Origin of the sequence: Pseudoalteromonas luteoviolacea S2607 (assembly GCF_001625575.1) — a bacterium.
In the GTDB taxonomy this organism is placed as follows: Bacteria; Pseudomonadota; Gammaproteobacteria; order Enterobacterales; family Alteromonadaceae; genus Pseudoalteromonas; species Pseudoalteromonas luteoviolacea_E.
Genome location: NZ_AUXV01000026.1, coordinates 111325 through 131788 on the forward strand (window position 1 = coordinate 111325; position 20464 = coordinate 131788).

23 protein-coding genes and 1 riboswitch are annotated in these 20464 nt (G+C 43.7%); of the genes, 21 read left to right on the forward strand and 2 right to left on the reverse strand.

Translation table 11 applies throughout. The features are described from left to right. Positions 1-3: 3 nt before the first annotated feature. Positions 4-1158, reverse strand: a complete 1155-nt coding sequence (locus N480_RS14275) for a methyltransferase (RefSeq protein WP_063373157.1) — start codon at positions 1156-1158, stop codon at positions 4-6. A gap of 39 nt (positions 1159-1197) precedes the next feature. On the opposite strand from N480_RS14275, the gene N480_RS14280 reads away from it, so the two are divergent. The 21 genes from N480_RS14280 (at position 1198) to ung (ending at position 19784) form a co-directional block, all read left to right on the forward strand. After that, the gene (locus N480_RS14280; protein WP_063373158.1) at positions 1198-1779 is read left to right on the forward strand and encodes an alpha-ketoglutarate-dependent dioxygenase AlkB family protein; all 582 of its coding nucleotides are present in this window, start codon (positions 1198-1200) and stop codon (positions 1777-1779) included. A gap of 64 nt (positions 1780-1843) precedes the next feature. Beyond that, the gene (locus N480_RS14285; protein ID WP_063373159.1) at positions 1844-2158 is read left to right on the forward strand and encodes a BolA family protein; all 315 of its coding nucleotides are present in this window, start codon (positions 1844-1846) and stop codon (positions 2156-2158) included. A gap of 140 nt (positions 2159-2298) precedes the next feature. After that, complete coding sequence (gene fabV, locus N480_RS14290; RefSeq protein ID WP_063373160.1) at positions 2299-3489, forward strand: enoyl-ACP reductase FabV; 1191 nt, start codon at positions 2299-2301, stop codon at positions 3487-3489. Between the two features lie 369 nt (positions 3490-3858). Next, positions 3859-5202, forward strand: a complete 1344-nt coding sequence (locus tag N480_RS14295; RefSeq protein ID WP_063373196.1) for a Na(+)-translocating NADH-quinone reductase subunit A — start codon at positions 3859-3861, stop codon at positions 5200-5202. 2 nt (positions 5203-5204) lie between these two features. Further along, the gene (locus N480_RS14300) at positions 5205-6404 is read left to right on the forward strand and encodes an NADH:ubiquinone reductase (Na(+)-transporting) subunit B (RefSeq protein WP_063373161.1); all 1200 of its coding nucleotides are present in this window, start codon (positions 5205-5207) and stop codon (positions 6402-6404) included. Further along, complete coding sequence (locus N480_RS14305) at positions 6397-7143, forward strand: Na(+)-translocating NADH-quinone reductase subunit C (RefSeq protein ID WP_063359355.1); 747 nt, start codon at positions 6397-6399, stop codon at positions 7141-7143. Before N480_RS14300 ends, N480_RS14305 begins: the two co-directional genes overlap by 8 nt. Beyond that, positions 7143-7775, forward strand: a complete 633-nt coding sequence (locus N480_RS14310; protein WP_063359354.1) for an NADH:ubiquinone reductase (Na(+)-transporting) subunit D — start codon at positions 7143-7145, stop codon at positions 7773-7775. The genes N480_RS14305 and N480_RS14310 overlap by 1 nt, the downstream gene beginning before the upstream one ends. A 10-nt stretch (positions 7776-7785) precedes the next feature. Continuing rightward, positions 7786-8394 carry an NADH:ubiquinone reductase (Na(+)-transporting) subunit E gene (nqrE, locus tag N480_RS14315; protein WP_063359353.1) on the forward strand — a complete coding sequence of 203 codons (609 nt, stop codon included), beginning with the start codon at positions 7786-7788 and terminating at the stop codon, positions 8392-8394. Positions 8395-8413: 19 nt separating this feature from the next. Continuing rightward, entirely contained in the window at positions 8414-9640 is a 1227-nt protein-coding gene (nqrF, locus tag N480_RS14320; protein ID WP_063373162.1) for an NADH:ubiquinone reductase (Na(+)-transporting) subunit F, read from the forward strand. Positions 9641-9738: 98 nt separating this feature from the next. After that, the gene (locus tag N480_RS14325) at positions 9739-10767 is read left to right on the forward strand and encodes an FAD:protein FMN transferase (protein ID WP_063373163.1); all 1029 of its coding nucleotides are present in this window, start codon (positions 9739-9741) and stop codon (positions 10765-10767) included. A 134-nt stretch (positions 10768-10901) separates the two neighbouring features. Beyond that, positions 10902-11114, forward strand: coding sequence for a (Na+)-NQR maturation NqrM (gene nqrM / locus N480_RS14330; protein WP_023399569.1), 213 nt, complete (start codon positions 10902-10904; stop codon positions 11112-11114). Positions 11115-11168: 54 nt separating this feature from the next. After that, complete coding sequence (locus tag N480_RS14335; protein WP_063373197.1) at positions 11169-11768, forward strand: histidine phosphatase family protein; 600 nt, start codon at positions 11169-11171, stop codon at positions 11766-11768. Beyond that, a riboswitch (cobalamin riboswitch) is annotated at positions 11759-11911 on the forward strand. It overlaps the preceding gene by 10 nt. A gap of 86 nt (positions 11912-11997) precedes the next feature. Continuing rightward, positions 11998-12831, forward strand: coding sequence for an ABC transporter ATP-binding protein (locus N480_RS14340; RefSeq protein ID WP_063373164.1), 834 nt, complete (start codon positions 11998-12000; stop codon positions 12829-12831). Next, positions 12822-13814 (forward strand): FecCD family ABC transporter permease, encoded by a 993-nt coding sequence (locus tag N480_RS14345; protein WP_063373165.1) that lies wholly within the window; start codon positions 12822-12824, stop codon positions 13812-13814. Before N480_RS14340 ends, N480_RS14345 begins: the two co-directional genes overlap by 10 nt. Before the next feature lie 12 nt (positions 13815-13826). Then, complete coding sequence (cobT, locus tag N480_RS14350; protein WP_063373166.1) at positions 13827-14882, forward strand: nicotinate-nucleotide--dimethylbenzimidazole phosphoribosyltransferase; 1056 nt, start codon at positions 13827-13829, stop codon at positions 14880-14882. 1 nt (position 14883) lies between these two features. Continuing rightward, complete coding sequence (locus N480_RS14355) at positions 14884-15660, forward strand: adenosylcobinamide-GDP ribazoletransferase (protein WP_063373167.1); 777 nt, start codon at positions 14884-14886, stop codon at positions 15658-15660. Beyond that, positions 15657-16199 (forward strand): bifunctional adenosylcobinamide kinase/adenosylcobinamide-phosphate guanylyltransferase, encoded by a 543-nt coding sequence (cobU, locus tag N480_RS14360; RefSeq protein WP_063373168.1) that lies wholly within the window; start codon positions 15657-15659, stop codon positions 16197-16199. The genes N480_RS14355 and cobU overlap by 4 nt, the downstream gene beginning before the upstream one ends. Continuing rightward, complete coding sequence (locus N480_RS14365) at positions 16196-17665, forward strand: cobyric acid synthase (RefSeq protein WP_063373169.1); 1470 nt, start codon at positions 16196-16198, stop codon at positions 17663-17665. Before cobU ends, N480_RS14365 begins: the two co-directional genes overlap by 4 nt. 9 nt (positions 17666-17674) lie before the next feature. Beyond that, on the forward strand, positions 17675-18274 hold the full coding sequence (gene cobO / locus N480_RS14370) for a cob(I)yrinic acid a,c-diamide adenosyltransferase (protein WP_063373170.1): 600 nt from the start codon (positions 17675-17677) through the stop codon (positions 18272-18274). Continuing rightward, positions 18274-19128, forward strand: a complete 855-nt coding sequence (locus tag N480_RS14375; RefSeq protein WP_063373171.1) for a cobalamin-binding protein — start codon at positions 18274-18276, stop codon at positions 19126-19128. Before cobO ends, N480_RS14375 begins: the two co-directional genes overlap by 1 nt. Beyond that, complete coding sequence (ung, locus tag N480_RS14380; protein ID WP_063373172.1) at positions 19125-19784, forward strand: uracil-DNA glycosylase; 660 nt, start codon at positions 19125-19127, stop codon at positions 19782-19784. The genes N480_RS14375 and ung overlap by 4 nt, the downstream gene beginning before the upstream one ends. A gap of 81 nt (positions 19785-19865) precedes the next feature. Here ung and N480_RS14385 read toward each other — a convergent pair whose 3' ends face one another. After that, positions 19866-20057 (reverse strand): DUF3545 family protein, encoded by a 192-nt coding sequence (locus N480_RS14385; protein WP_063373173.1) that lies wholly within the window; start codon positions 20055-20057, stop codon positions 19866-19868. Positions 20058-20464: the final 407 nt, after the last annotated feature.

Consider the following 20464-nt stretch of genomic DNA (forward strand, 5'->3'; position numbering starts at 1 on the left):
AGATTAGCTCCTTTTAATTACACTTAACACGGTAAATTTTTTATTATTGCCAAGTACCTTACAGTTCCCAAACAGACGCTGCAACTTGTCTTGGTAGTCTAAATGACGATTGCCGATAATTCTAAGTTCCCCACCATTTCTAAGTGTGTATTTAGCCTGTAAAAACATCTGCCACGCAATGTGGTCTGTGATGGCTTGAGCCTGATGAAATGGGGGATTGCACAGCACTAAATCGGCGCTATTAGGTGCAAAATCAGTGAGGCAATCATTATGCACAAATTGGCAGTCAGCTAAACGTGATGGTAAATTGTGGCTGACATTTTGGTTGGCTGTCGCCACTGCCATCGCTGATTCATCAACAAAGGTCACTTTGCAATTCGGCATACGGTTTAGAGTTTGCAGCCCAATCACACCGTTGCCGCAGCCTAGATCTATGATATTCATCGGCTTTTTTCCAGCTGGAAGGTAGTTCAAGAAAAATCTAGCGCCAATATCAAGAGAGTCTCGAGAGAAGACATTGGCATGGTTAATGAGCGTGAAGTCTGTATTTTCAAGCGGCCAAGATACGGGAAACTTGCTATCTACTGGCTTGGCAGTTGTTTTGGAAAAAATTAAACGGGATTTTTTCACCGCAAGGCTGGTCTTTGGCTCGGATAAAAAATGATTGAACGATTTTAGTGTTGAGGTGTGGATCTCTTTCGCTTTACCCGCGGCGATGACAGGAATGTCCGCAGGTAGATGACTTAAAAGAGAGAGTTGATACTGCAAAAATCCCGCATTTTTGGGGATTTTAATAAGCACTAAATCAATGTCTGTTGGCAAAGTTTCCAAACTGTCTAAAAATGTGACGTGTTCAGCTGATAACTGGTTTTCAGCTAAGTTGTGCTGACATGCAGCCTTGCTTACAAAGGAGTCATTAACAAAGAAAAGGGTTGGCAGCGCCTGCTCTTTACGAAAGACCACACTTGAAGTACAGCACAGAGCACCAAAACTATCGTTGAGTATTAAGATTTTTTGTGCAGTCGGGTACTCTGATACAATATGGTCAAGAAGGTATTCGTCTGCGGCATCCCATGCTTGTAGACTGCGATTTTTTTGTTCAAGAGGAAATCGATGTAATATGAACGGGTGGTTTGCAAGTACCGCTTCGGTTGTCATAGTTCTATATTTTTCACTAAATTGTAGGTGCATAATAACATGTCAAAGCTGAACAAAGAATGTTTGCCCGAAGGCTTTCAGTATTTTCCTCACGGTATTTCATTTGATAAAAGCTTAGCGTTATATGAATACTTGTGTGGGCACTTATCTTGGCAGCAGCCAGAGATACGTGTTTACGGGAAATTGCATCACATTCCGCGCTTACAATGTTTTATTGCAGATCAAAATGTCAATTACGGCTATTCAGGAAAGCAGTTAGATAGTTGTGATTGGTTACCTGTTTTGAGTTCTATCAGAGCACGTTTGCAGCAGCAGTATGGTCAATCATTTAACGCGTTATTGCTTAATTGGTATCGTGATGGGCAGGATACTATGGGTTGGCACAGTGATGATGAGCAAGAGCTGGGTAATGAACCAATGATAGTATCCGTATCTTTGGGGGCCTCTAGGTTATTTAAAATTCGTGACAAAGTGACACGCGAGACCTATTCAATACTGTTAGAAACGGGCAGCTTCTTAATGATGTCTGGACGCAGTCAGCATGATTTTGAACACAGCTTACCCAAGCAAGCTAAAGTGTCCCAAGGTCGTATAAACCTGACATTTAGAACGGTTGGTTAATTCGGTCTATCCGCGTATAGTATAAAGCAATTTCTAAGACCAATCTGAAAAGGGCACTGTATAGATGTCAATGCAGCAACAAATTCATGCAAAGCTTGCCGACGCCATAGCGTGTACGTACCTCGATGTTATTAATGAAAGCCATATGCACAGTCGTGGCACTGACTCACATTTCAAAGTTATCGTTGTCAGCGAAGAGTTTTCTGGATTAAGGCTTTTGCCAAGACATAGGCGTATTAATGAGGTCTTAAAGTCAGAATTGGCCAACGATATTCATGCATTAGCGATTCATGCATACACCCCTGAGGAGTTTGACGAGTCAGAGCACCAAGTGCCTGCGTCACCTAACTGCTTAGGTGGTTCAAAATTTGATAAATAGCTGATCAGACCTGTATTTCGACGATCAGACATTACACTATAGGCAATTTTTGGCACCCTCTTTGACAAGTTTCATGACTTAATGTGGTAGAGATGTGCCTAAATCACTTGAAACATATTCAAAATTTAGTAGGAAACAAAATGGTAATTAAGCCGAAGATCCGTGGTTTTATCTGTACCAATGCTCACCCAGCTGGCTGTGCAGCCCATGTTGAAGAGCAAATTGCATACGTAAAGCAGCAAGGTGAATTACAAAATGGACCAAAAAATGTACTGGTTATCGGTGCGTCTACTGGTTATGGTTTAGCATCACGTATCACTGCTGCATTCGGCTCAGGCGCAAAAACACTGGGTATTTTCTTTGAAAAAGAAGGCACAGAAAAGAAAACTGCTTCAGCAGGCTGGTACAATACTGCTGCTTTCCAAAGTGCCGCAGACAAAGCTGGATTATGGTCTAAAAATATCAATGGCGACGCGTTTTCAAACGAATTAAAAGAAAAAGCGGTTGAAACCATTAAAGCAGAGATGGGTAAAGTAGACTTAGTTATTTATAGTTTGGCATCACCACGTCGTACAGATCCAAAGACGGGTGAAACACATAGCTCTGTGCTTAAACCAATCGGCGAAGCAATTACAACTAAAAACCTAAACACTTCTAAGCGTGTTATTGATGAAGTAAGCGTTGAAGCTGCAAATGAAGACGAAATCGCCAACACTGTAAAAGTAATGGGCGGAGAAGACTGGGAGCTTTGGCTAGACGCTTTGAAAGAAGCAGATGTACTGGCTGACAACTTTAAAACAACGGCATATACCTATATTGGTAAAGAATTGACATGGCCAATTTACGGTCACGCAACAATAGGTAAAGCGAAAGAAGACTTAGACCGTGCAGCTGAAGCGATTAAAACATCAACTGCTGCCTTAAATGGTGAAGCCTATGTTTCGTCTTTGAATGCGGTTGTGACGCAGGCGAGTTCTGCGATTCCGATTATGCCTCTATACATCTCTGCACTATTTAAAGTGACTAAAGAAGATGGCACTTATGAAGGCACGATTGAGCAAATTCATGGTTTGTTCAATGAAAACCTATATGGTGAAACGCCTCGTTTTGACGACGGCGGTCACTTGTTCCAAAACTACAAGGAATTGGAAGAGGGTGTTCAGGCACGTATCCAAAACATTTGGGACACAGTAGATACTGATACGATTGATTCATTGACCGATTACGAAGGTTACCACAATGAATTCCTAAAATTATTTGGCTTTGGTGTAGACGGTGTTGACTATGACGCCGACGTGAATACTATTGCTGAAATCAATGGCTTAGTATAAATTTCATACAGTGGGCGGAGCGTTCAAACTCCGCCTTTTTATATTTATTCCCTTATTCCCGCCACTTCACTTTCTCAATCAATAGCACTTTGGTCTATATTGAATTAATCGCAATTAGCTGTACTGAGCTAAAACCATTGTTAAGTCGTATTAATTTGATAAATGTACTCGCATAGTCAGGGCGATTAATGTTAAAATTGCGGAAATATGTGAGGACTATATATCACGGCGCTTATTTTTGGTTGATTTGGCTTTTGTCAAGTCATAATCATGATTGGCGAGTTCTTTGATACCGAAAACTAGATGAGATAGCTGCCGTGGTAAGTAAAGATTTTTCAATTTCTTTCCGTTAATGTAATGCAAGTGCGTATGATCAACATAAAAAAAGGTCTGGACTTACCCATAGAGGGCGCACCACAGCAAGCTATTCATGATGGCGCAGCCATCAAACGTGTAGCTGTGCTTGGTGAAGAGTTTATCGGTATGCGTCCAACCATGCATGTCCGCGTGGATGACCAAGTCAAAAAAGGCCAAGTTCTTTTTGAAGACAAAAAGAACCCAGGTGTCAAGTTTACTGCGCCAGCCTCTGGTGTAGTTAAAGAAATTAACCGTGGTGCTAAGCGTGTGCTTCAGTCTGTAGTGATTGAAGTACAAGGCAATGAGCAAATCACTTTTGACAAGTTCTCGGCTGCTGATTTAGGCAACCTAGATCGTGAGAAAGTGAAAGAAGTGCTTATTGAATCTGGTCAGTGGCCAGCGCTTCGTGCACGTCCATTTAGCCGTGTAGCAGTGCCTAGTGCAGCTCCGAGCTCAATTTTCGTGACAGCCATCGATACTAACCCATTAGCAGCAGATCCAGCCGTGATCATCGCTGATAACGTGGAAGCGTTTGAAGCCGGTCTAGCCGTTGTGTCTCGTTTAACTGATGGCAAAGTTTTCGTATGTAAGCAGTCAGGTAGTAAAGTACCTAGCTCTTCATTGTCACAAGTTGAAGTTCATGAGTTCGCTGGCGTTCACCCAGCAGGCTTAGTGGGCACTCACATCCACAACTTAGATGCAGTTGGTGCAGACAAGCAGGTTTGGCACTTAGGTTACCAGGACGTTATCGCGTTTGGTAAACTGTTCCTAACTGGCGAGATCTACACTGACCGAGTTGTTTCTTTAGCGGGTCCTCGCGTAAAGAATCCTCGTTTAGTTAAGACTCAAATTGGTGCGTCGCTAACAGATTTAGTATCAGGTGAAGTTGAAGACGGTGATAACCGAGTCATTTCTGGCTCTGTGTTAGCTGGTAAAACAGCAACCGGCCCTCACGCTTTCCTTGGTCGTTATCACGTACAGGTTTCAGTGCTTCTTGAAGGTCGTGAGAAAGAGTTATTTGGCTGGATTGCGCCAGGTAGCAACAAATTCTCAGTAACACGTACTTTCATTTCACACTTAGCTCCTAGCCGTTTGTTCAAGATGACAACGTCTACTGGTGGTTCTAAGCGTGCGATGGTGCCAATCGGCAACTACGAGCGTGTTATGCCTTTAGACATCCTACCAACGCTATTACTTCGTGATCTTATCGCAGGCGATTTAGACAGTGCTATCTCATTAGGTGCACTTGAGCTTGATGAAGAAGATTTAGCATTGTGTACCTTCGTATGTCCAGGCAAGTATGATTATGGCTTAATCCTACGTGATTGCCTGACTACTATTGAGAAGGAAGGTTAAAAATGGCCTTAAAGAAATTTTTAGAAGACATTGAACCTCACTTTGAACCAGGTGGAAAACACGAGAAGTGGTATGCGCTTTATGAAGCAATCGCGACGGTTTTCTATACGCCTGGTTATGTAAACAAAGGCGGCACGCACGTGCGTGACAACATCGACCTAAAACGTATCATGATTTTGGTATGGATGGCGACGTTCCCGGCTATGTTCTTTGGTATGTTCAACATTGGTCACCAAGCTGCAATCGCAATTGGTAACGGTTTTGACATCGCAAACACTTGGCAGGCTGGTATTTTCCAAGCGCTAGGTGGTGAGCTCACAGCTACTTCCGGCTGGGCTGCGAAAATGTTTTACGGTGCGTGTTTCTTCCTACCTATTTACGGAACGGTGTTTATCGTAGGTGGTTTTTGGGAAGTTCTATTCGCATCAGTGCGTAAGCACGAAGTAAACGAAGGTTTCTTCGTAACTTCAGTATTATTTGCATTGATCCTGCCTGCAACAATCCCATTATGGCAAGTTGCACTAGGTATCACATTTGGTGTTGTAGTCGCTAAAGAAGTATTCGGTGGTACTGGCCGTAACTTCCTTAACCCTGCACTAGCTGGCCGTGCGTTCCTTTTCTTCGCATACCCAGGTGATATCTCAGGTGACACAGTATGGACAGCAGTAGATTCATTCTCTGGTGCGACATACTTAGGTCAAGCAGCGATTGGTTCACTAGATTACAACAACATGCAATTGTGGTGGGACGCTTTCTACGGCTTCATCCAAGGTTCGGTGGGTGAAACGTCGACGCTTGCACTTGCAATTGGTGGCTTGTTCTTGATGTATGTTCGCATCGCGTCATGGCGCATCGTACTAGGTACATTCCTAGGTATGGTTGTAATGGCTACGCTGTTGAACATGATCGGTTCTGACACAAACGCGACATTTGCTATGCCTTGGCATTGGCACTTAGTACTGGGTGGTTTTGCATTTGGTATGTTCTTTATGGCGACAGACCCTGTTTCAGCGTCTTTCACTGATAAAGGTAAATGGGCATACGGTGCACTAATTGGTGTTATGGTTGTACTTATCCGTGTTGTTAACCCTGCATACCCAGAAGGTATGATGTTAGCAATTCTATTCGCTAACCTATTCGCACCGCTATTCGACCACTTTGTAGTGCAGTCTAATGTGAAGAGGAGATTGGCACGTGTCTAGTAACAATGAAACTATCGGCAAAACGTTAGGCGTTGTTGTTGGTCTATGTTTAGTGTGTGCAATCGTCGTATCTTTTGCGGCAGTACAGTTACGCCCACTACAGCAAGCTAACAAAATTGAAGACGTTCAACGTAACATTCTAGCTGCGGCTGGTTTTAAAGACGTTGAAAACGTTGCACAAAAGTACAATGAAGTCATTGACGCACGCGTTGTTGACTTCAAGTCTGGTGACTTTGTTGAAACAGACCCTAACTCGTTCGACTTCACGATGACTAAGTTCGACGCAGAGCGCAGCTTTGCACTTCCGAAAGAAGATGACTTAGCTGGCGTACTTCGTATGACGCATGAGTCTCCAGTATACCTAGCTAAGAACAGCAATGGTCAGGTTGAATCAGTTATTCTGCCTATCCAAGGTTACGGCCTATGGGGCATCATGTACGGTTTCATCGCACTAGACCTTGATACGAAAACGATTAAAGCAATCAATTTCTATCAGCACAACGAAACTGCGGGTCTTGGTGGCGAAATCCAGAACCCTAAGTGGACAGCTACTTGGGAAGGCAAGCAACTACCTGTAGATATCGTAAAAGGCACAGCTGGTAGCGATGTAAACAAAGTAGATGGAATATCTGGTGCGACACTAACGTCAAACGGTGTTGAGAACACATTCAAGTTCTGGACAGGCGATAAAGCGTTTGGTCCATTCCTAGCGAAAGTACGTGAAGGGGCATTGAACTAATGGCTAATGCAAAAGAAATGAAGGAAGTCTTGTTAGGACCAGTCTTCGCAAACAACCCGATTGCTCTGCAAGTACTGGGTATTTGTTCTGCGTTAGCGGTTACTTCAAGCCTTAAAAATGCACTTATCATGTCACTTGCTTTGACTGTGGTAACTGCGTTCTCAAGTTTATTTATCTCGTTGATCCGTAACCACATTCCGTCAAGTGTACGTATCATCGTTCAAATGACAATTATTGCATCATTGGTAATCGTTGTTGACCAGACACTTCAAGCATTCGTATATGCAACGGCTAAAGAACTAACGGTATTCGTTGGTCTAATCATTACAAACTGTATCGTAATGGGTCGTGCAGAAGCTTATGCAATGAAGTCACCACCGCTTATGTCTTTCTTAGACGGCATTGGTAACGGTCTTGGTTACTCAGTAGTTCTACTTACAATTGGTTTTGTACGTGAGCTATTCGGTGCAGGTGCACTATTTGGTGTTGAAATCCTTCCGCTAGTTTCTGACGGTGGTTGGTACCAGCCAATGGGTCTATTAATTATGCCATTTAGTTCATTCTTCTTAGTTGGTTTCTTCATTTGGGTACTTCGTACTTATAAGAAAGACCAAGTAGAAGCGAAGGCATAAGGGGAGAAAGATGGAACATTATCTTAGCTTATTTGTAAAAGCGGTTTTCATCGAAAACTTAGCGCTATCTTTCTTCTTAGGTATGTGTACATTCCTTGCGGTATCTAAGAAAGTAACAACCTCGTTCGGTCTTGGTGTTGCAGTAATCTTTGTACTAGGTGTAGCTGTGCCGGTAAACAACATTGTTTATCACGCGGTACTGGCACCGGGTGCACTTGAATGGCTTGGTTTCCCAGAGGCTGACTTAAGCTTCTTGAAATTCTTGACTTTCATCGGTGTAATCGCAGCACTTGTACAGATCCTAGAAATGACATTGGACAAGTTTTTCCCTGCGCTATATAACGCGCTTGGTATTTTCTTGCCACTTATCACAGTAAACTGTGCGATTTTCGGTGCGGTAGCATTCATGGTTGAGCGTAACTATAACCTTGGTGAGTCAGTTGTCTTTGGCATCGGCTCAGGTGTGGGTTGGGCGCTTGCAATCGTATTGCTAGCAGGTCTTCGTGAGAAGATGAAGTATGCTGATATCCCAGATGGTCTTCGTGGTTTAGGTATTACCTTCATCACTGTAGGTCTAATGGGCTTTGGCTTCTTGTCATTCTCTGGTATTTCACTTTAATTAGCGAGGAAACTATACGATGGAAACTATTGTATTAGGTGTAAGTATGTTCATCGCTATCGTTGTGATCTTGGTGCTAGTCATCATCGCAGCGAAATCGAAGCTTGTACCAAGCGGTGACATCACAATCGGCATCAACGGCGATGCGGACAAAGCAATTACATCAGCACCAGGTGGTAAGCTACTAGGCTCACTAGCTGATGCCGGTATCTTCATTTCATCAGCATGTGGTGGTGGTGGTTCTTGTGGCCAGTGTCGCGTACATGTTCATTCTGGTGGTGGTGATATCCTTCCAACTGAGCTTGACCACATCACTAAAGGTGAAGCACGTGAAGGTTGTCGTTTAGCATGTCAGGTTGCGGTTAAGACTGACATGGAAATCGAAGTAGAAGATTCTATCTTCGGCGTTAAGAAGTGGGAATGTACAGTTATCTCTAACGATAACAAAGCGACATTCATCAAAGAGCTTAAGCTTGGTATCCCTGAAGGTGAGGTTGTACCTTTCCGTGCAGGTGGTTACATCCAGATTGAAGCGCCGGCTCACCACGTTAAATACGCTGACTTTGATATTCCTGACGAATATCGTGGTGATTGGGAGCGTTTTGGCTTCTTCAATCTTGAGTCTAAAGTTGACGATGAGACGGTCCGTGCATACTCAATGGCTAACTACCCTGAAGAGTTCGGTATCATCATGTTGAACGTGCGTATTGCAACTCCGCCGCCAAATAACCTAAGCCTACCATGTGGTAAGATGTCTTCGTACATCTGGTCACTTAAAGAAGGTGATAAGGTAACTATCTCTGGTCCATTCGGTGAATTCTTCGCGAAAGAAACGGATGCAGAAATGGTATTCGTAGGTGGTGGTGCAGGTATGGCTCCAATGCGTTCACACATCTTTGACCAACTTAAGCGTCTTAACTCAGACCGTAAGATGTCTTTCTGGTATGGTGCACGTTCTAAGCGTGAGATGTTCTACGTAGAAGACTTCGACGGCCTAGCTGCTGATAACGATAACTTTGAGTGGCACGTAGCACTTTCTGATCCTCAACCAGAGGATAACTGGGAAGGTTACACAGGCTTCATCCACAACGTATTACTAGAGAACTATCTGAAGGACCACGAAGCGCCTGAAGACTGTGAGTTCTACATGTGTGGTCCACCAATGATGAACGCAGCTGTTATCAACATGCTGAAAGATCTTGGTGTTGAAGACGAAAACATCCTACTTGATGACTTCGGTGGTTAATTAGGTACTAAATATGATGTTTAATCGTATTTAAAAAGTTTAAACCCCTAGGGCGTTCCCTAGGGGTTTTTTTATATGGTGTAAGGACTAAAAAATAGATGCAAAAACTTGGTTATTTCTTCTCTGTTATTTTTTTAGTGTTGTTCTTATCTGCGTGTGGTGAGCAAAAAGCGGAACAAAGTCCCGTTGAAATAAACGGTAGGACAATGGGGACTACCTATAATATCAAGGTCTTCCCTGGCCCTGTTAGTTTAGATGCTGAACGTTTTAAAAGTGAAGTAGACGAAGCGCTTATTGCTGTCAACGAGTCTATGTCGACGTATATTCCTGATTCAGAGATTAATCAATTTAATCGGCTTGCCGCTAATACCGTGATGCCGATAAGCGAAGACTTCAGAAAGGTAACAGCAGAGTCTATCCGTTTGGGGCAATCAACGAAGACCCTCGATGTGACCATGGGGCCTTTAATTGATTTATGGGGGTTTGGTCCTGACAAGCGTCCTACTAAGCGTCCGTCACAAAGTGAGATAGAGGCGATGCAAGACAACATAGGCGTGGATAAGTTGACCCTAACAAGCAAAGGCCTGTCTAAATCTCTTAGCCATTTAGAATTATCTTTTTCAGCTACGGCGAAAGGTTATGGTATTGACAAAGTAGCTGAGCTGATTGAGCGCAAAGGCATTGAAAACTACATGGTAGAAATTGGTGGAGAATTGCGCATCTCAGGTAGTAAGCCTGGCGCAACGCCGTGGCGTATTGCCATCGAAAAGCCGGATGCACCAGTTGGCCAGCGTCAAATTCATAGAATTATAGAGCCGGGTAAAAACAGTGTTGCGACCTCGGGTGATTATCGCATTTTCTATGAGATGGATGGTGAGGTATTCACGCACCTCATTGATCCTGCAACAGGCAAACCAGTAAAGCATGACTTGGTATCGGTAACTGTGCTGCACCCATCAGCCATGACCGCGGATGGGTTAGCGACAGCGCTTACTGTTATGGGAACTGAACGTGCTAAGGCTTACGCCGAGCAGCACAAGCTAGCAGTTTATCTGATCAGTAAAACGCAGGATGGTCTGAAGACGTATTCGAGCTCAGCATTTGCGCCTTACTTAAATAAAGATTAAAGGAAGCAAATATCATTGCTTTTTGTGAGGTAAATTCATTCAACTTTGTCGGGATTAGATATATAATATTGTGAATATACCGTCAGTTGCTTGGGATAAACCTAAGTTGGTTCGTTAATTAAGGGGCTTAGCCTATGTCACTTTTTATTCTTACTTTTGGATTACTTGTTTTGATTGCAGCAGCAATGGCTGTGGGCGTAATAGTACAGAAAAAATCAATGGCAAGTAGTTGCGGGGGTTTGGGCTCTATGGGCATTGATAAAATATGTGACTGTGACGACCCATGCGATAAGCGCAAAAAACGCTTAGCGAAAGAGCAGTCATGGCGAGAAAACCAAATTTTATAATTTGGGTTGAATAAAAACGCAGGCCAGCCTGCGTTTTTTTGTGCGTATTATTTAATGCTAAAAACTATTTTCCTTGTCAGACACACTGAGACCGTTAAGATTAATCATTTGATCGGTGCCTCCGATGTGCCACTTCCTCTTGCAAGCCTTGAACGACTGCAAAGTCAGCTGGATGAATGTCCTAATATACAAAAAGTCATTTCTTCTCCCCGTCAAAGGTGCAGCCAAGCAGCACGAATATTTAGCGAAGCCCACCAAGTGCCATTGGAGATTGAGCCAAAAATTCAAGAAATGGACTTTGGTGATTGGGACGGACATTGTTATGAATGGCTATGGCAAAATACAGCCAATCCGAGTATTGGTGATTTTTGGCAAGATCCTTGGTCTCATATCCCGCCAAATGGCGAGCCTATGACGAGTTTTGAGAGGAGAGTTGAGTCGTGGTGGCAAGAGATTGTTTCCTCTCCCAATGATGATGCTATCTTAGTGGTAACACATGGTGGGGTGATAAAGGTACTGCTTGCAATCGTGTTGGCTTTACCACATAAAAGTGCAACCCATTTAAATTGTTTTGAAGTCGGCTATGGCTGTATCGTGCGCCTCTCTGTTTATTACGATAATAACGGAGTTGCTTGGCCTAAAGTTGTCTTTTAGCCATCTAGACTTCATAATACACAGAATCATTTCAGTGCTGCTTGGGAATGGGGTGAAAATCCTCAGCTGTCCCCGCAACTGTATTCGTATGCTTTAATAAAGTGTCGAAGAGCCAGATACCAAGGCTGAAATAAGAACTTAAGCGGGCGCACTTAAGTGATATCACAACACCCTATTGGAGCTGCTAATGCCCATCTTGTGATCTGTGCTGCCCGAAACAAGAGGACATATGGTAGCGGCACAAGTTTCTGTAAATAACCTCAATTTGGTTATTAATAATAAGCACATTTTATCTGACATTTGTTTTTCAGTAGCCTCAGGTCAATTTGTTGGGCTGATTGGTCCTAATGGTGCGGGAAAGTCATCACTATTGCGATGTTTGTATCGTTTTCAAACACCGGTGTCGGGTAGCATTTTGATAGATCAGACCGATATTAATCAATTTGATAGGCTGAGTTATGCAAGAACAGTCGCTGCGGTACTGCAAGAGATCCCCAGCCAGTTTAATTTAGCTGTGTTTGACGTCGTTGCAATGGGGATTACACCACATAAACGCTTGTTTTCAAGCATCTCACTGAGAGATCGCCAGTCGATTCAAGAAGCGCTCCAGAAAGTAGGATTAACCCACAAGCAACAGCAACCATATGAGTCTCTATCTGGGGGAGAGAAGCAACGCGTCATGATAGCCAGAGCAATTGTCCAGCGCCCGAGTTTACTATTGATGGATGAGCCCACGAGTCATTTAGATGTAAAGTACCAGATAGAAATTATGGCTTTGGCTAAGTCATTGGGAGTTACTGTCATTGCATCGTTTCATGATTTAAATCTGGCGTCGGCGCTGTGTGACTCAATTTTAGTGCTTGATCAAGGGGAGTTACTGGCTGATGGGACTCCTCAAAACGTAATGACAACCGAGATGCTGTCTACAGTGTTCGGAGTAAACGCGGAGGTATCATTACAGTCCTCGTCCAATGGCGAGCAAATTCCATATATTCGTTATCAATATCAACTCAGTGAAACAGATTTAGATTTACAAGTTTCAAGGGGGCGAGAGTGCGAGTAGCTGCAAGTAGTATTTTGATTTTAGTCTGCCTCTTTAGCTTTATGAGTGCATTGAGTATAGGTGCTATTCATGTAGATTTTTACGATGTATGGCTAGCGTTATGGTCATATGATGAAACACAACTGGCACAAAAAATAATTGTTGAGCTTAGGCTCCCTCGCACAGTTTTAGCATTTTTGGCCGGCGCAGGCCTCGCGACTGCTGGCTTAATTTTACAAACAGTGACACGTAACCCGTTGGCAGATCCTTATCTTTTCGGTATTTCTTCTGGGGCATCTTTTGGGGTGGTACTTCTTCTAACTATTTTCGGTATTCAAAATGGCTTAGCTATGTCGGGGGCTGCATTACTTGGCAGTGTGTGTGCGATGAGCCTATTGCTATTAATTGCGTACCATAAAGGGACTGCGCAAATTGAAAGCATGTTGCTTGCCGGGGTCGCACTGTCATTTTTATTTAATGCGTTTACTAGCTTGTTATTGTACTGGAGCGATCCGCAAGCCATCACTGCGATTATCTTTTGGAGCTTAGGCAGTTTTAGTCGAGCTGATTGGGCATGGATGTGGCTACCATTTACCGTGGTCCTATTAGGCTTTTTGAGCGTGATTTGTTTTAGGCGTCACCTTAATGCGCTTTTGCTAGGAGATGAAAGTGCAGTAACGTTGGGTGTTAACGTGCATAAGCTGCGTTTGGGCATGCTTTTAGTAAGCTCTTTGCTGACGGCGGTGTTAGTGGCAGCGTGTGGCGGGGTGGGATTTGTTGGCCTAATGATCCCACATATTGTACGTTTTTTTATCTCTCAAGCCAGAGTGCTAGGTATGTTGATGACGGCATTGAGTGGCGGTTTACTCATGTTATGGGTAGATGTGCTTGCACGTAGCTTAATTGAGAATCAAGAGTTACCAATTGGTGTGATCACAGCTGCCATCGGCAGTGTATTTTTCCTTTCTCTATTGATGTTTAAAAAACGCTCAGCAACAATTTAATTGGATAGTTAAATGATTAAACCTCTGGATTTAAAGCACAGTTTAAATGTGCAACAAAAGTTGGATATGAAAACCAAGCCGCTTGGCTCTTTGGGAAAACTAGAATCATTGGCTAAACAACTCATTTTGATTTTCTCACAGGGCATGTCAGAGGATGAACTGGGAGCTGCCGACTTCTCAGTTACTCATCCATGTATTTGTATATTTGCAGGCGACCATGGCATTGCAAGTGAGGGCATATCAATTGCGCCAAGCGAAGTAACAGGTCAGATGGTGACAAATTTTGCTCAAGGTGGCGCTGCGATCTGTGTGTTTGCTCGGCAGCTAGGGTGGCATTTAAACGTAGTCGATTGTGGAATTCTCACACCGCCACACAATAATACCGTGATTGATTGCCGGCTTGGTGCGTCAACGCATTCATTTCATCATCAGGCGGCCATGACCGGTGAGCAACTAGAAATTGGGTTGGCGAATGCCGCTGCATTGGTTGACGAGGAGCTACAGCGTGGGTGCAACTTATTTGCTTTTGGAGAAATGGGCATAGGTAACACGACGTCAGCGGCTGCCATATTCATCGCATTGTCTGGAGTTGCTCCAGAACTAGCCGTTGGAAAAGGGACCGGAGTGGCAGACGATGTGGTTAAGAAAAAGCAGCTTTTAATTGAGCAGGCCTTGCAATTACACCAGTTATCTCCAGAGCAACCTCTGGATATTCTTCAATGTCTTGGTGGCTTTGAAATCGTGCACCTAGTTGGTGCCATGCTTGCGGTTGCCAGCGCCCAAAAAGTTATTGTCGTAGATGGTTTTATAGCAACGGCAGCTGCAATGCTGGCAGTTGCCATTGAACCAAATAGTAAAGCCTATATGGTGTTTGCACATTGCTCGAGTGAACAAGGGCATCAGAAAATGCTCGATTACTTGGCCGTTGAACCTTTGCTGAATTTAGGTATGCGATTGGGTGAGGGTAGTGGTGCTGCGCTCGCACTACCTATTATCGAGAGCGCACTCGCCATTTATAATGACATGGCGAGTTTCGAAGAAGCCGACGTCACTCAGGTTGTTAAATAATATGTCTCAGTTTGCGTTGTTCAAGCTTGCGTTGATTTTCCTGACGCGAGTGCCGGTGAAGTTGAGCGGCAGTGTTAGCGATGAAGAAATTAACTTATCTAGCCGTTACTTCGCTATGGTCGGCTTTTGTATCGGCCTGTTCATGGCTTTTTCGTTGTGGGTCATAGCCTATTGGGTGCCTATGAATGTGGCCATCCTTTTCATATTGGGCTTAGGGCTGCTTGTCACTGGCGCGTTTCATGAAGATGGCTTTGCCGATGTTTGGGATGGTTTCGGCGGCGGATGGAGCCAGCAGCAAAAACTGGACATCATGAAAGACAGCAGAATTGGCACTTATGGTGCGGTCGCGCTCTTCATTTTAATGATGAGTAAGTATCAACTGCTACTGGCACTAAGTGAAGATTTAGTTACGTTGCTGTTCGCTATCGTGATAGCGCAGACTCTTAGTCGTATGACCGCAACGAGTCTTATCGGTAAGCTGCCATACGTGCAATTGGATGCGCAAAGCAAAGTGAAACCTATTGCAAAAGATTTGCAGTCGACCAGCAGGGCAATCTTATACGCCTCTGGGGGGATGGTGCCTTTGCTTGGGTTAGGTTTATCCACATTTTCAATTTGGCATATGTTGGGCTTGTTTGTAACGCTGTGGCTTACTCGGTGGGGGTGCCAACAATGGTTTGCTCGCCAGCTCGGCGGTTATACAGGGGACTGTCTGGGCGCTGCACAGCAGATCTGTGAAGTGGCTATTTACACTTTTTGTGTAGTGAGTGTGTTATGACTGGTCGAGTGGATCTAATCATTGGTGGTGCTCGTTCAGGTAAAAGTACACTGGCGGAAAGACGAGCTGAGCAGTGGTTATCTGCTGGCAGCGTAAAAGAGCTGATCTATATCGCCACGGCACAAAGTAAAGACGATGAAATGGCAGCGCGTATTGCACGTCACCAAGCAACGAGAACAGAACTTTGGCAGGTTCATGAAGCGCCTTGGGAAATAGCAGAACTCATTTCGCAACTAGCGCCTGAGCAATGTGCCCTCGTAGATTGTTTGACGCTTTGGCTAACTTATGGTTTGTGCGAAGTAAGCGAAAAAGAGTTTTATAGCAATAAGCGAAAATTACTGGATGCATTAAAGACAACGCAGGGTCGAGTAATATTGGTAAGCAATGAAGTCGGGCACGGTATTGTACCTCTGGGTGCCTTAAGCCGGCGCTTTGTTGACGAATCAGGTTGGCTCAATCAAGACATTGCTGCTATTGCCAAGCGTGTCGATTTCGTGATGGCAGGTTTGCCCCTTAATTTAAAAAGTGAAAGAAAATGAAGACATTGATGGTGCAGGGCACGACGTCAGATGCTGGTAAAAGCACACTTGTCGCAGGACTGTGTCGTGTTGCTGCGCGTAGAAGTATTAAAGTTGCGCCATTTAAACCGCAAAATATGGCACTAAATAGTGCGGTTACACCATGTGGAGGGGAAATAGGCCGGGCTCAGGCGCTCCAAGCCGTTGCTGCAAATGTTCCCTTAAGTGTGGATTTTAATCCCATTTTATTAAAACCTAATTCCGATACCGGTGCTCAGGTAATAGTGCATGGTAAGGCACTAAGTAACATGGAAGCCGGGAAATATCATGATTATAAAGCAGTTGCAATGGATGCAGTCATTGGATCTCACACTCGCTTAGCTGAACAATTTTCGTTATGCATAGTGGAAGGGGCAGGCAGCCCTGCTGAAATAAACTTGCGAGAAAATGATATCGCAAATATGGGGTTCGCCTGTAAAGTATCTTGCCCCGTTATTATTGTTGCTGATATTGATAAAGGTGGAGTGTTTGCTCATTTAGTTGGCACACTGGCGCTGCTTAGTGAAGAAGAACAGGCCTTGGTAAAAGGGTTTGTTATTAATCGCTTTCGTGGAGATATTAGCTTGCTGCAGTCAGGATTGGATTGGCTAGAAGACTACACGGGCAAGCCTGTTTTGGGCGTACTACCCTATTTACATGACTTAACACTGGATGCAGAGGATGCGGTCACCATTGCTAATCGTACCGAAAATGCCAGCTTAAAGATCGCGGTGTTGTTGTTACCACATATCAGCAACCATACAGACTTTGACAGTTTGCGGCTCAACCCCAAGGTTGACCTGAAATATGTTAGGCATGGTGAAAAGATCGGAAGTGTTGATCTGGTAATCATACCGGGCAGTAAAAATGTGATTAACGACCTGTGTTTTCTAAAGTCTGAAGGGTGGGATATAGAAATTAATCATCACCTTCGATATCAAGGCAAGGTGTTGGGTATTTGTGGTGGCTTACAAATGTTAGGTCAGGCAATTTTTGACCCGCAGCATATTGAATCCCCAGTTGAGCAGGTGACAGCACTTAATCTAGTGCGATTCAGCACTGAGCTGACTGAAACTAAGCATCTCACCAACGTGCATGGTTTGTGTTTATTAAATGATGAGCAGGTGGCGATACGTGGCTACGAAATACATTGTGGAATCAGCTCGGGACCGGCTTTGGAGAAACCATTTCTAACGTTTTCAAAACATCCTCAAGATGCAATCAGGGATGGGTTTATTTCGGATGACAATTTGATAGCAGGCACCTACCTACACGGGCTATTTGATGACCCAAACACTTGCTCCGCAATTTTGAAGTGGGCGAGCCATGGTGAGTTTAGTCATGCAGGGTTTGATTTAGATGCACACAGAGAAAAGCAGTTAGATAAGTTAGCAGACATTTGTGAGCAACATTTAGATATAGAAAAGATTTTTGCACTCGGCGAATAGGAGTCAGATATGACAGAAAAAAATCAAGAAAAGCATAAAGCTAGGCAGCAGAAAGTAAAAGAAAAAGTGGACCAAAAAGTCGCCGAAGCGAATATAGAGCAAGGGATTTTGCAGGTCATCACAGGTAATGGAAAGGGCAAATCAACTTCTGGCTTTGGCACGGTTGCTCGCTGTGTTGGGCACGGAATGCAAGCGGCTGTGGTGCAGTTTATTAAAGGAAACTGGGAGTGTGGAGAGCGTAATTTGCTTGAAAAAGCGGGTGTCCCATTTGCTGTGATGAAAACTGGGTTCACGTGGGAAACACAAAACCGAGAAACCGATACTCAAGCTGCTCAGGCAACGTGGCAAAAAGCAAAGGCATGGTTACAAGATGAAAGCATCGACTTAGTCTTGCTAGATGAACTGACCTATATGGTTAGCTACGATTATTTAGATTTAGAGGAAGTGCTTGAAGCGCTTCAAAACAGACCTAAAATGCAATCAGTGATCATTACAGGGCGAGGCGCACATCGAAGCCTAACAGAACTTGCAGATACGGTAAGTGAAGTTAGAAACGTAAAGCATGCATTTGAAGCTGGAATTAAAGCGCAGAAAGGGTTCGACTTCTAATGGTCATAAATTGGACCTTGGTGGGTGCACTGCTAGTGATGAGCTCATGGGCGAATGCTCAGTCACAGCAGGTACCGCAACGGATCGTTGCTCTAGCCCCGCATATTGTTGAAAACTTGTATGCCATAGGTGCCGGCGAACGCATCGTCGGCACGGTTGAGTATGCCGATTACCCTGAAGCTGCAAAGCAGATCCCAAGGATAGGAGGCTTTCATGGTATTCAGCTTGAAAAGGTGCTTGCACTGCGCCCTGATCTTGTTGTCGTATGGAAAAACGGCAATAAAGAGGCCGATATTGAAAAGTTGAAAGCGCTTGGGATCCCTGTAGCTTATAGTGTCTCCAAAAATATTCACCAAGTTCCTAACGAGCTGATGAAACTGGGCAAATTAACGGGGCTTGAAGCGCAAGCGAAAGTACAAGCTGACAAGTTTATAAGCGAATATCAGCAAATAGTAAATACATATAAAAGCAAAGAAAAGTTGGATGTTTTTTACCAGCTTTGGCCTTCGCCATTGATGACCATTAACGGTAAAACATGGATACACCAGACGCTTACCACCTGTGGGGTACGAAATGTATTTGCTGATGCTACCACTGAGTACCCTCAGATAAGCCTTGAGAATGTTATTGCTAAACACCCCCAAGCAATAGTCATCCCAAATGAAAGAGCGACAAAGGAGCCGCAAAAAGTTGATTGGCAACTTTGGTCAGAAATTCCCGCTGTGAAACATCGACAATATATAGAAGTTGATGCCGACCTAATACATCGCTTTAGCACCAGAATGCTGATTGGTGTGCGGGATATGTGTGATAAACTTCACGCTTCAAGAACTTATTATGGAAAACGGCAATGACAACATGGCGAGACCTGTTAGGGGATGAAAAGCAACAATCATACTTTCAAGATACGATGAATTACGTCGCACAACGCCGTGCTCAAGGGGTGACAGTTTATCCACCAGAAGACAAAGTATTTGAAGCATTCAAAGCAACTGAATTAGAGCAGGTTAAAGTTGTGATTTTAGGCCAAGATCCTTACCACGGCCCAAATCAAGCTCACGGCTTGTGCTTTTCTGTGATGCCGGGTGTTAAATCACCACCTTCTTTGGCAAATATGTATAAAGAGCTAGCACAAGATATTCCAGGCTTCGAAATTCCCAATCATGGATACCTTTTACCTTGGGCTGAGCAGGGAGTGTTGCTGTTAAATACGGTGTTGACCGTTGAACAAGGTCAGGCTCATTCACATAAGCATTTAGGTTGGGAGCACTTTACTGACGTAGTCATTGAAAAAATTAACACCCATTGTGAAGGTGTGATCTTCCTACTCTGGGGCTCGCATGCTCAGAAAAAAGGCAAGTCGATTGACAGCTCGCGGCACCATGTTTTGCGTGCGCGACATCCATCACCGCTCTCTGCACACCGTGGTTTTTTTGGTTGCAAACATTTTTCACAAGCCAATGCAATTTTGCAATCGATGGGAAAACCCCCGATTAATTGGCAAGTCTAACTCTGATATTACTGACATGGCAAACACCATATCAGTAATGAATTGCAGATAAACAAAAAGGCTCCAATAAGAGCCTTTTTGTTATATAAAATCGAGTTCGTCTAGGTCGACACTGTCTGCAAAAATATCAAGTTCTTCTAGTTCTTTTCGAAGGCGTTGTCTGTCTTTTAGCGCTTCAATTTCACGCCATTTTCTTTTTTTCCCCTTCGAAGAGGCTCTTTTCTTTGGTTCAGGACTTTCTACTATTTCAATCATATCGTCTAGGCTATCCATGAATATCTCCTATTGATGTACTAACCTCAAAACATGTGCTTTAGCATTACCCCAATTTGCATGAAAAACACACTTCGAGTAATGCTGGTATATCACAGACAGTAGAAAAATAAAACACTAATATGTATTTAAAGTGAAAACAAAGTGACACTTTAATGACAGTGCAAGATGGTATTGTTGCTTGAATGATGTGACTTATCGCGTCTGAATTGGTGCATTAATGTCGCTTAAAAATGCCAATCTAAAGATATATTATATTGATTTATAAGTGTTTCAGTTAAAGGGAAGGGTAGTCTGGCACTGGGTGTGGTAGCATGGAGAGAGCGTCATATTGTCACTGAAAAAAATCGGAAAATATACTTTGTAAACGAATATAAAAAATCGGTAGAAAATTTCGCTGATGTTGG

Bases quoted from the DNA above. Each gene is read 5' to 3' on its own strand.
- N480_RS14275 (WP_063373157.1), bottom strand. From the start codon at position 1,158: ATGACAACCGAAGCGGTACTTGCAAACCACCCGTTCATATTACATCGA.
- N480_RS14280 (WP_063373158.1), top strand. From the start codon at position 1,198: ATGTCAAAGCTGAACAAAGAATGTTTGCCCGAAGGCTTTCAGTATTTT.
- N480_RS14285 (WP_063373159.1), top strand. From the start codon at position 1,844: ATGTCAATGCAGCAACAAATTCATGCAAAGCTTGCCGACGCCATAGCG.
- fabV (WP_063373160.1), top strand. From the start codon at position 2,299: ATGGTAATTAAGCCGAAGATCCGTGGTTTTATCTGTACCAATGCTCAC.
- N480_RS14295 (WP_063373196.1), top strand. From the start codon at position 3,859: ATGATCAACATAAAAAAAGGTCTGGACTTACCCATAGAGGGCGCACCA.
- N480_RS14300 (WP_063373161.1), top strand. From the start codon at position 5,205: ATGGCCTTAAAGAAATTTTTAGAAGACATTGAACCTCACTTTGAACCA.
- N480_RS14310 (WP_063359354.1), top strand. From the start codon at position 7,143: ATGGCTAATGCAAAAGAAATGAAGGAAGTCTTGTTAGGACCAGTCTTC.
- nqrE (WP_063359353.1), top strand. From the start codon at position 7,786: ATGGAACATTATCTTAGCTTATTTGTAAAAGCGGTTTTCATCGAAAAC.
- nqrF (WP_063373162.1), top strand. From the start codon at position 8,414: ATGGAAACTATTGTATTAGGTGTAAGTATGTTCATCGCTATCGTTGTG.
- N480_RS14325 (WP_063373163.1), top strand. From the start codon at position 9,739: ATGCAAAAACTTGGTTATTTCTTCTCTGTTATTTTTTTAGTGTTGTTC.
- nqrM (WP_023399569.1), top strand. From the start codon at position 10,902: ATGTCACTTTTTATTCTTACTTTTGGATTACTTGTTTTGATTGCAGCA.
- N480_RS14335 (WP_063373197.1), top strand. From the start codon at position 11,169: ATGCTAAAAACTATTTTCCTTGTCAGACACACTGAGACCGTTAAGATT.
- N480_RS14340 (WP_063373164.1), top strand. From the start codon at position 11,998: ATGGTAGCGGCACAAGTTTCTGTAAATAACCTCAATTTGGTTATTAAT.
- cobT (WP_063373166.1), top strand. From the start codon at position 13,827: ATGATTAAACCTCTGGATTTAAAGCACAGTTTAAATGTGCAACAAAAG.
- N480_RS14355 (WP_063373167.1), top strand. From the start codon at position 14,884: ATGTCTCAGTTTGCGTTGTTCAAGCTTGCGTTGATTTTCCTGACGCGA.
- cobU (WP_063373168.1), top strand. From the start codon at position 15,657: ATGACTGGTCGAGTGGATCTAATCATTGGTGGTGCTCGTTCAGGTAAA.
- N480_RS14365 (WP_063373169.1), top strand. From the start codon at position 16,196: ATGAAGACATTGATGGTGCAGGGCACGACGTCAGATGCTGGTAAAAGC.
- cobO (WP_063373170.1), top strand. From the start codon at position 17,675: ATGACAGAAAAAAATCAAGAAAAGCATAAAGCTAGGCAGCAGAAAGTA.
- N480_RS14375 (WP_063373171.1), top strand. From the start codon at position 18,274: ATGGTCATAAATTGGACCTTGGTGGGTGCACTGCTAGTGATGAGCTCA.
- ung (WP_063373172.1), top strand. From the start codon at position 19,125: ATGACAACATGGCGAGACCTGTTAGGGGATGAAAAGCAACAATCATAC.
- N480_RS14385 (WP_063373173.1), bottom strand. From the start codon at position 20,057: ATGGATAGCCTAGACGATATGATTGAAATAGTAGAAAGTCCTGAACCA.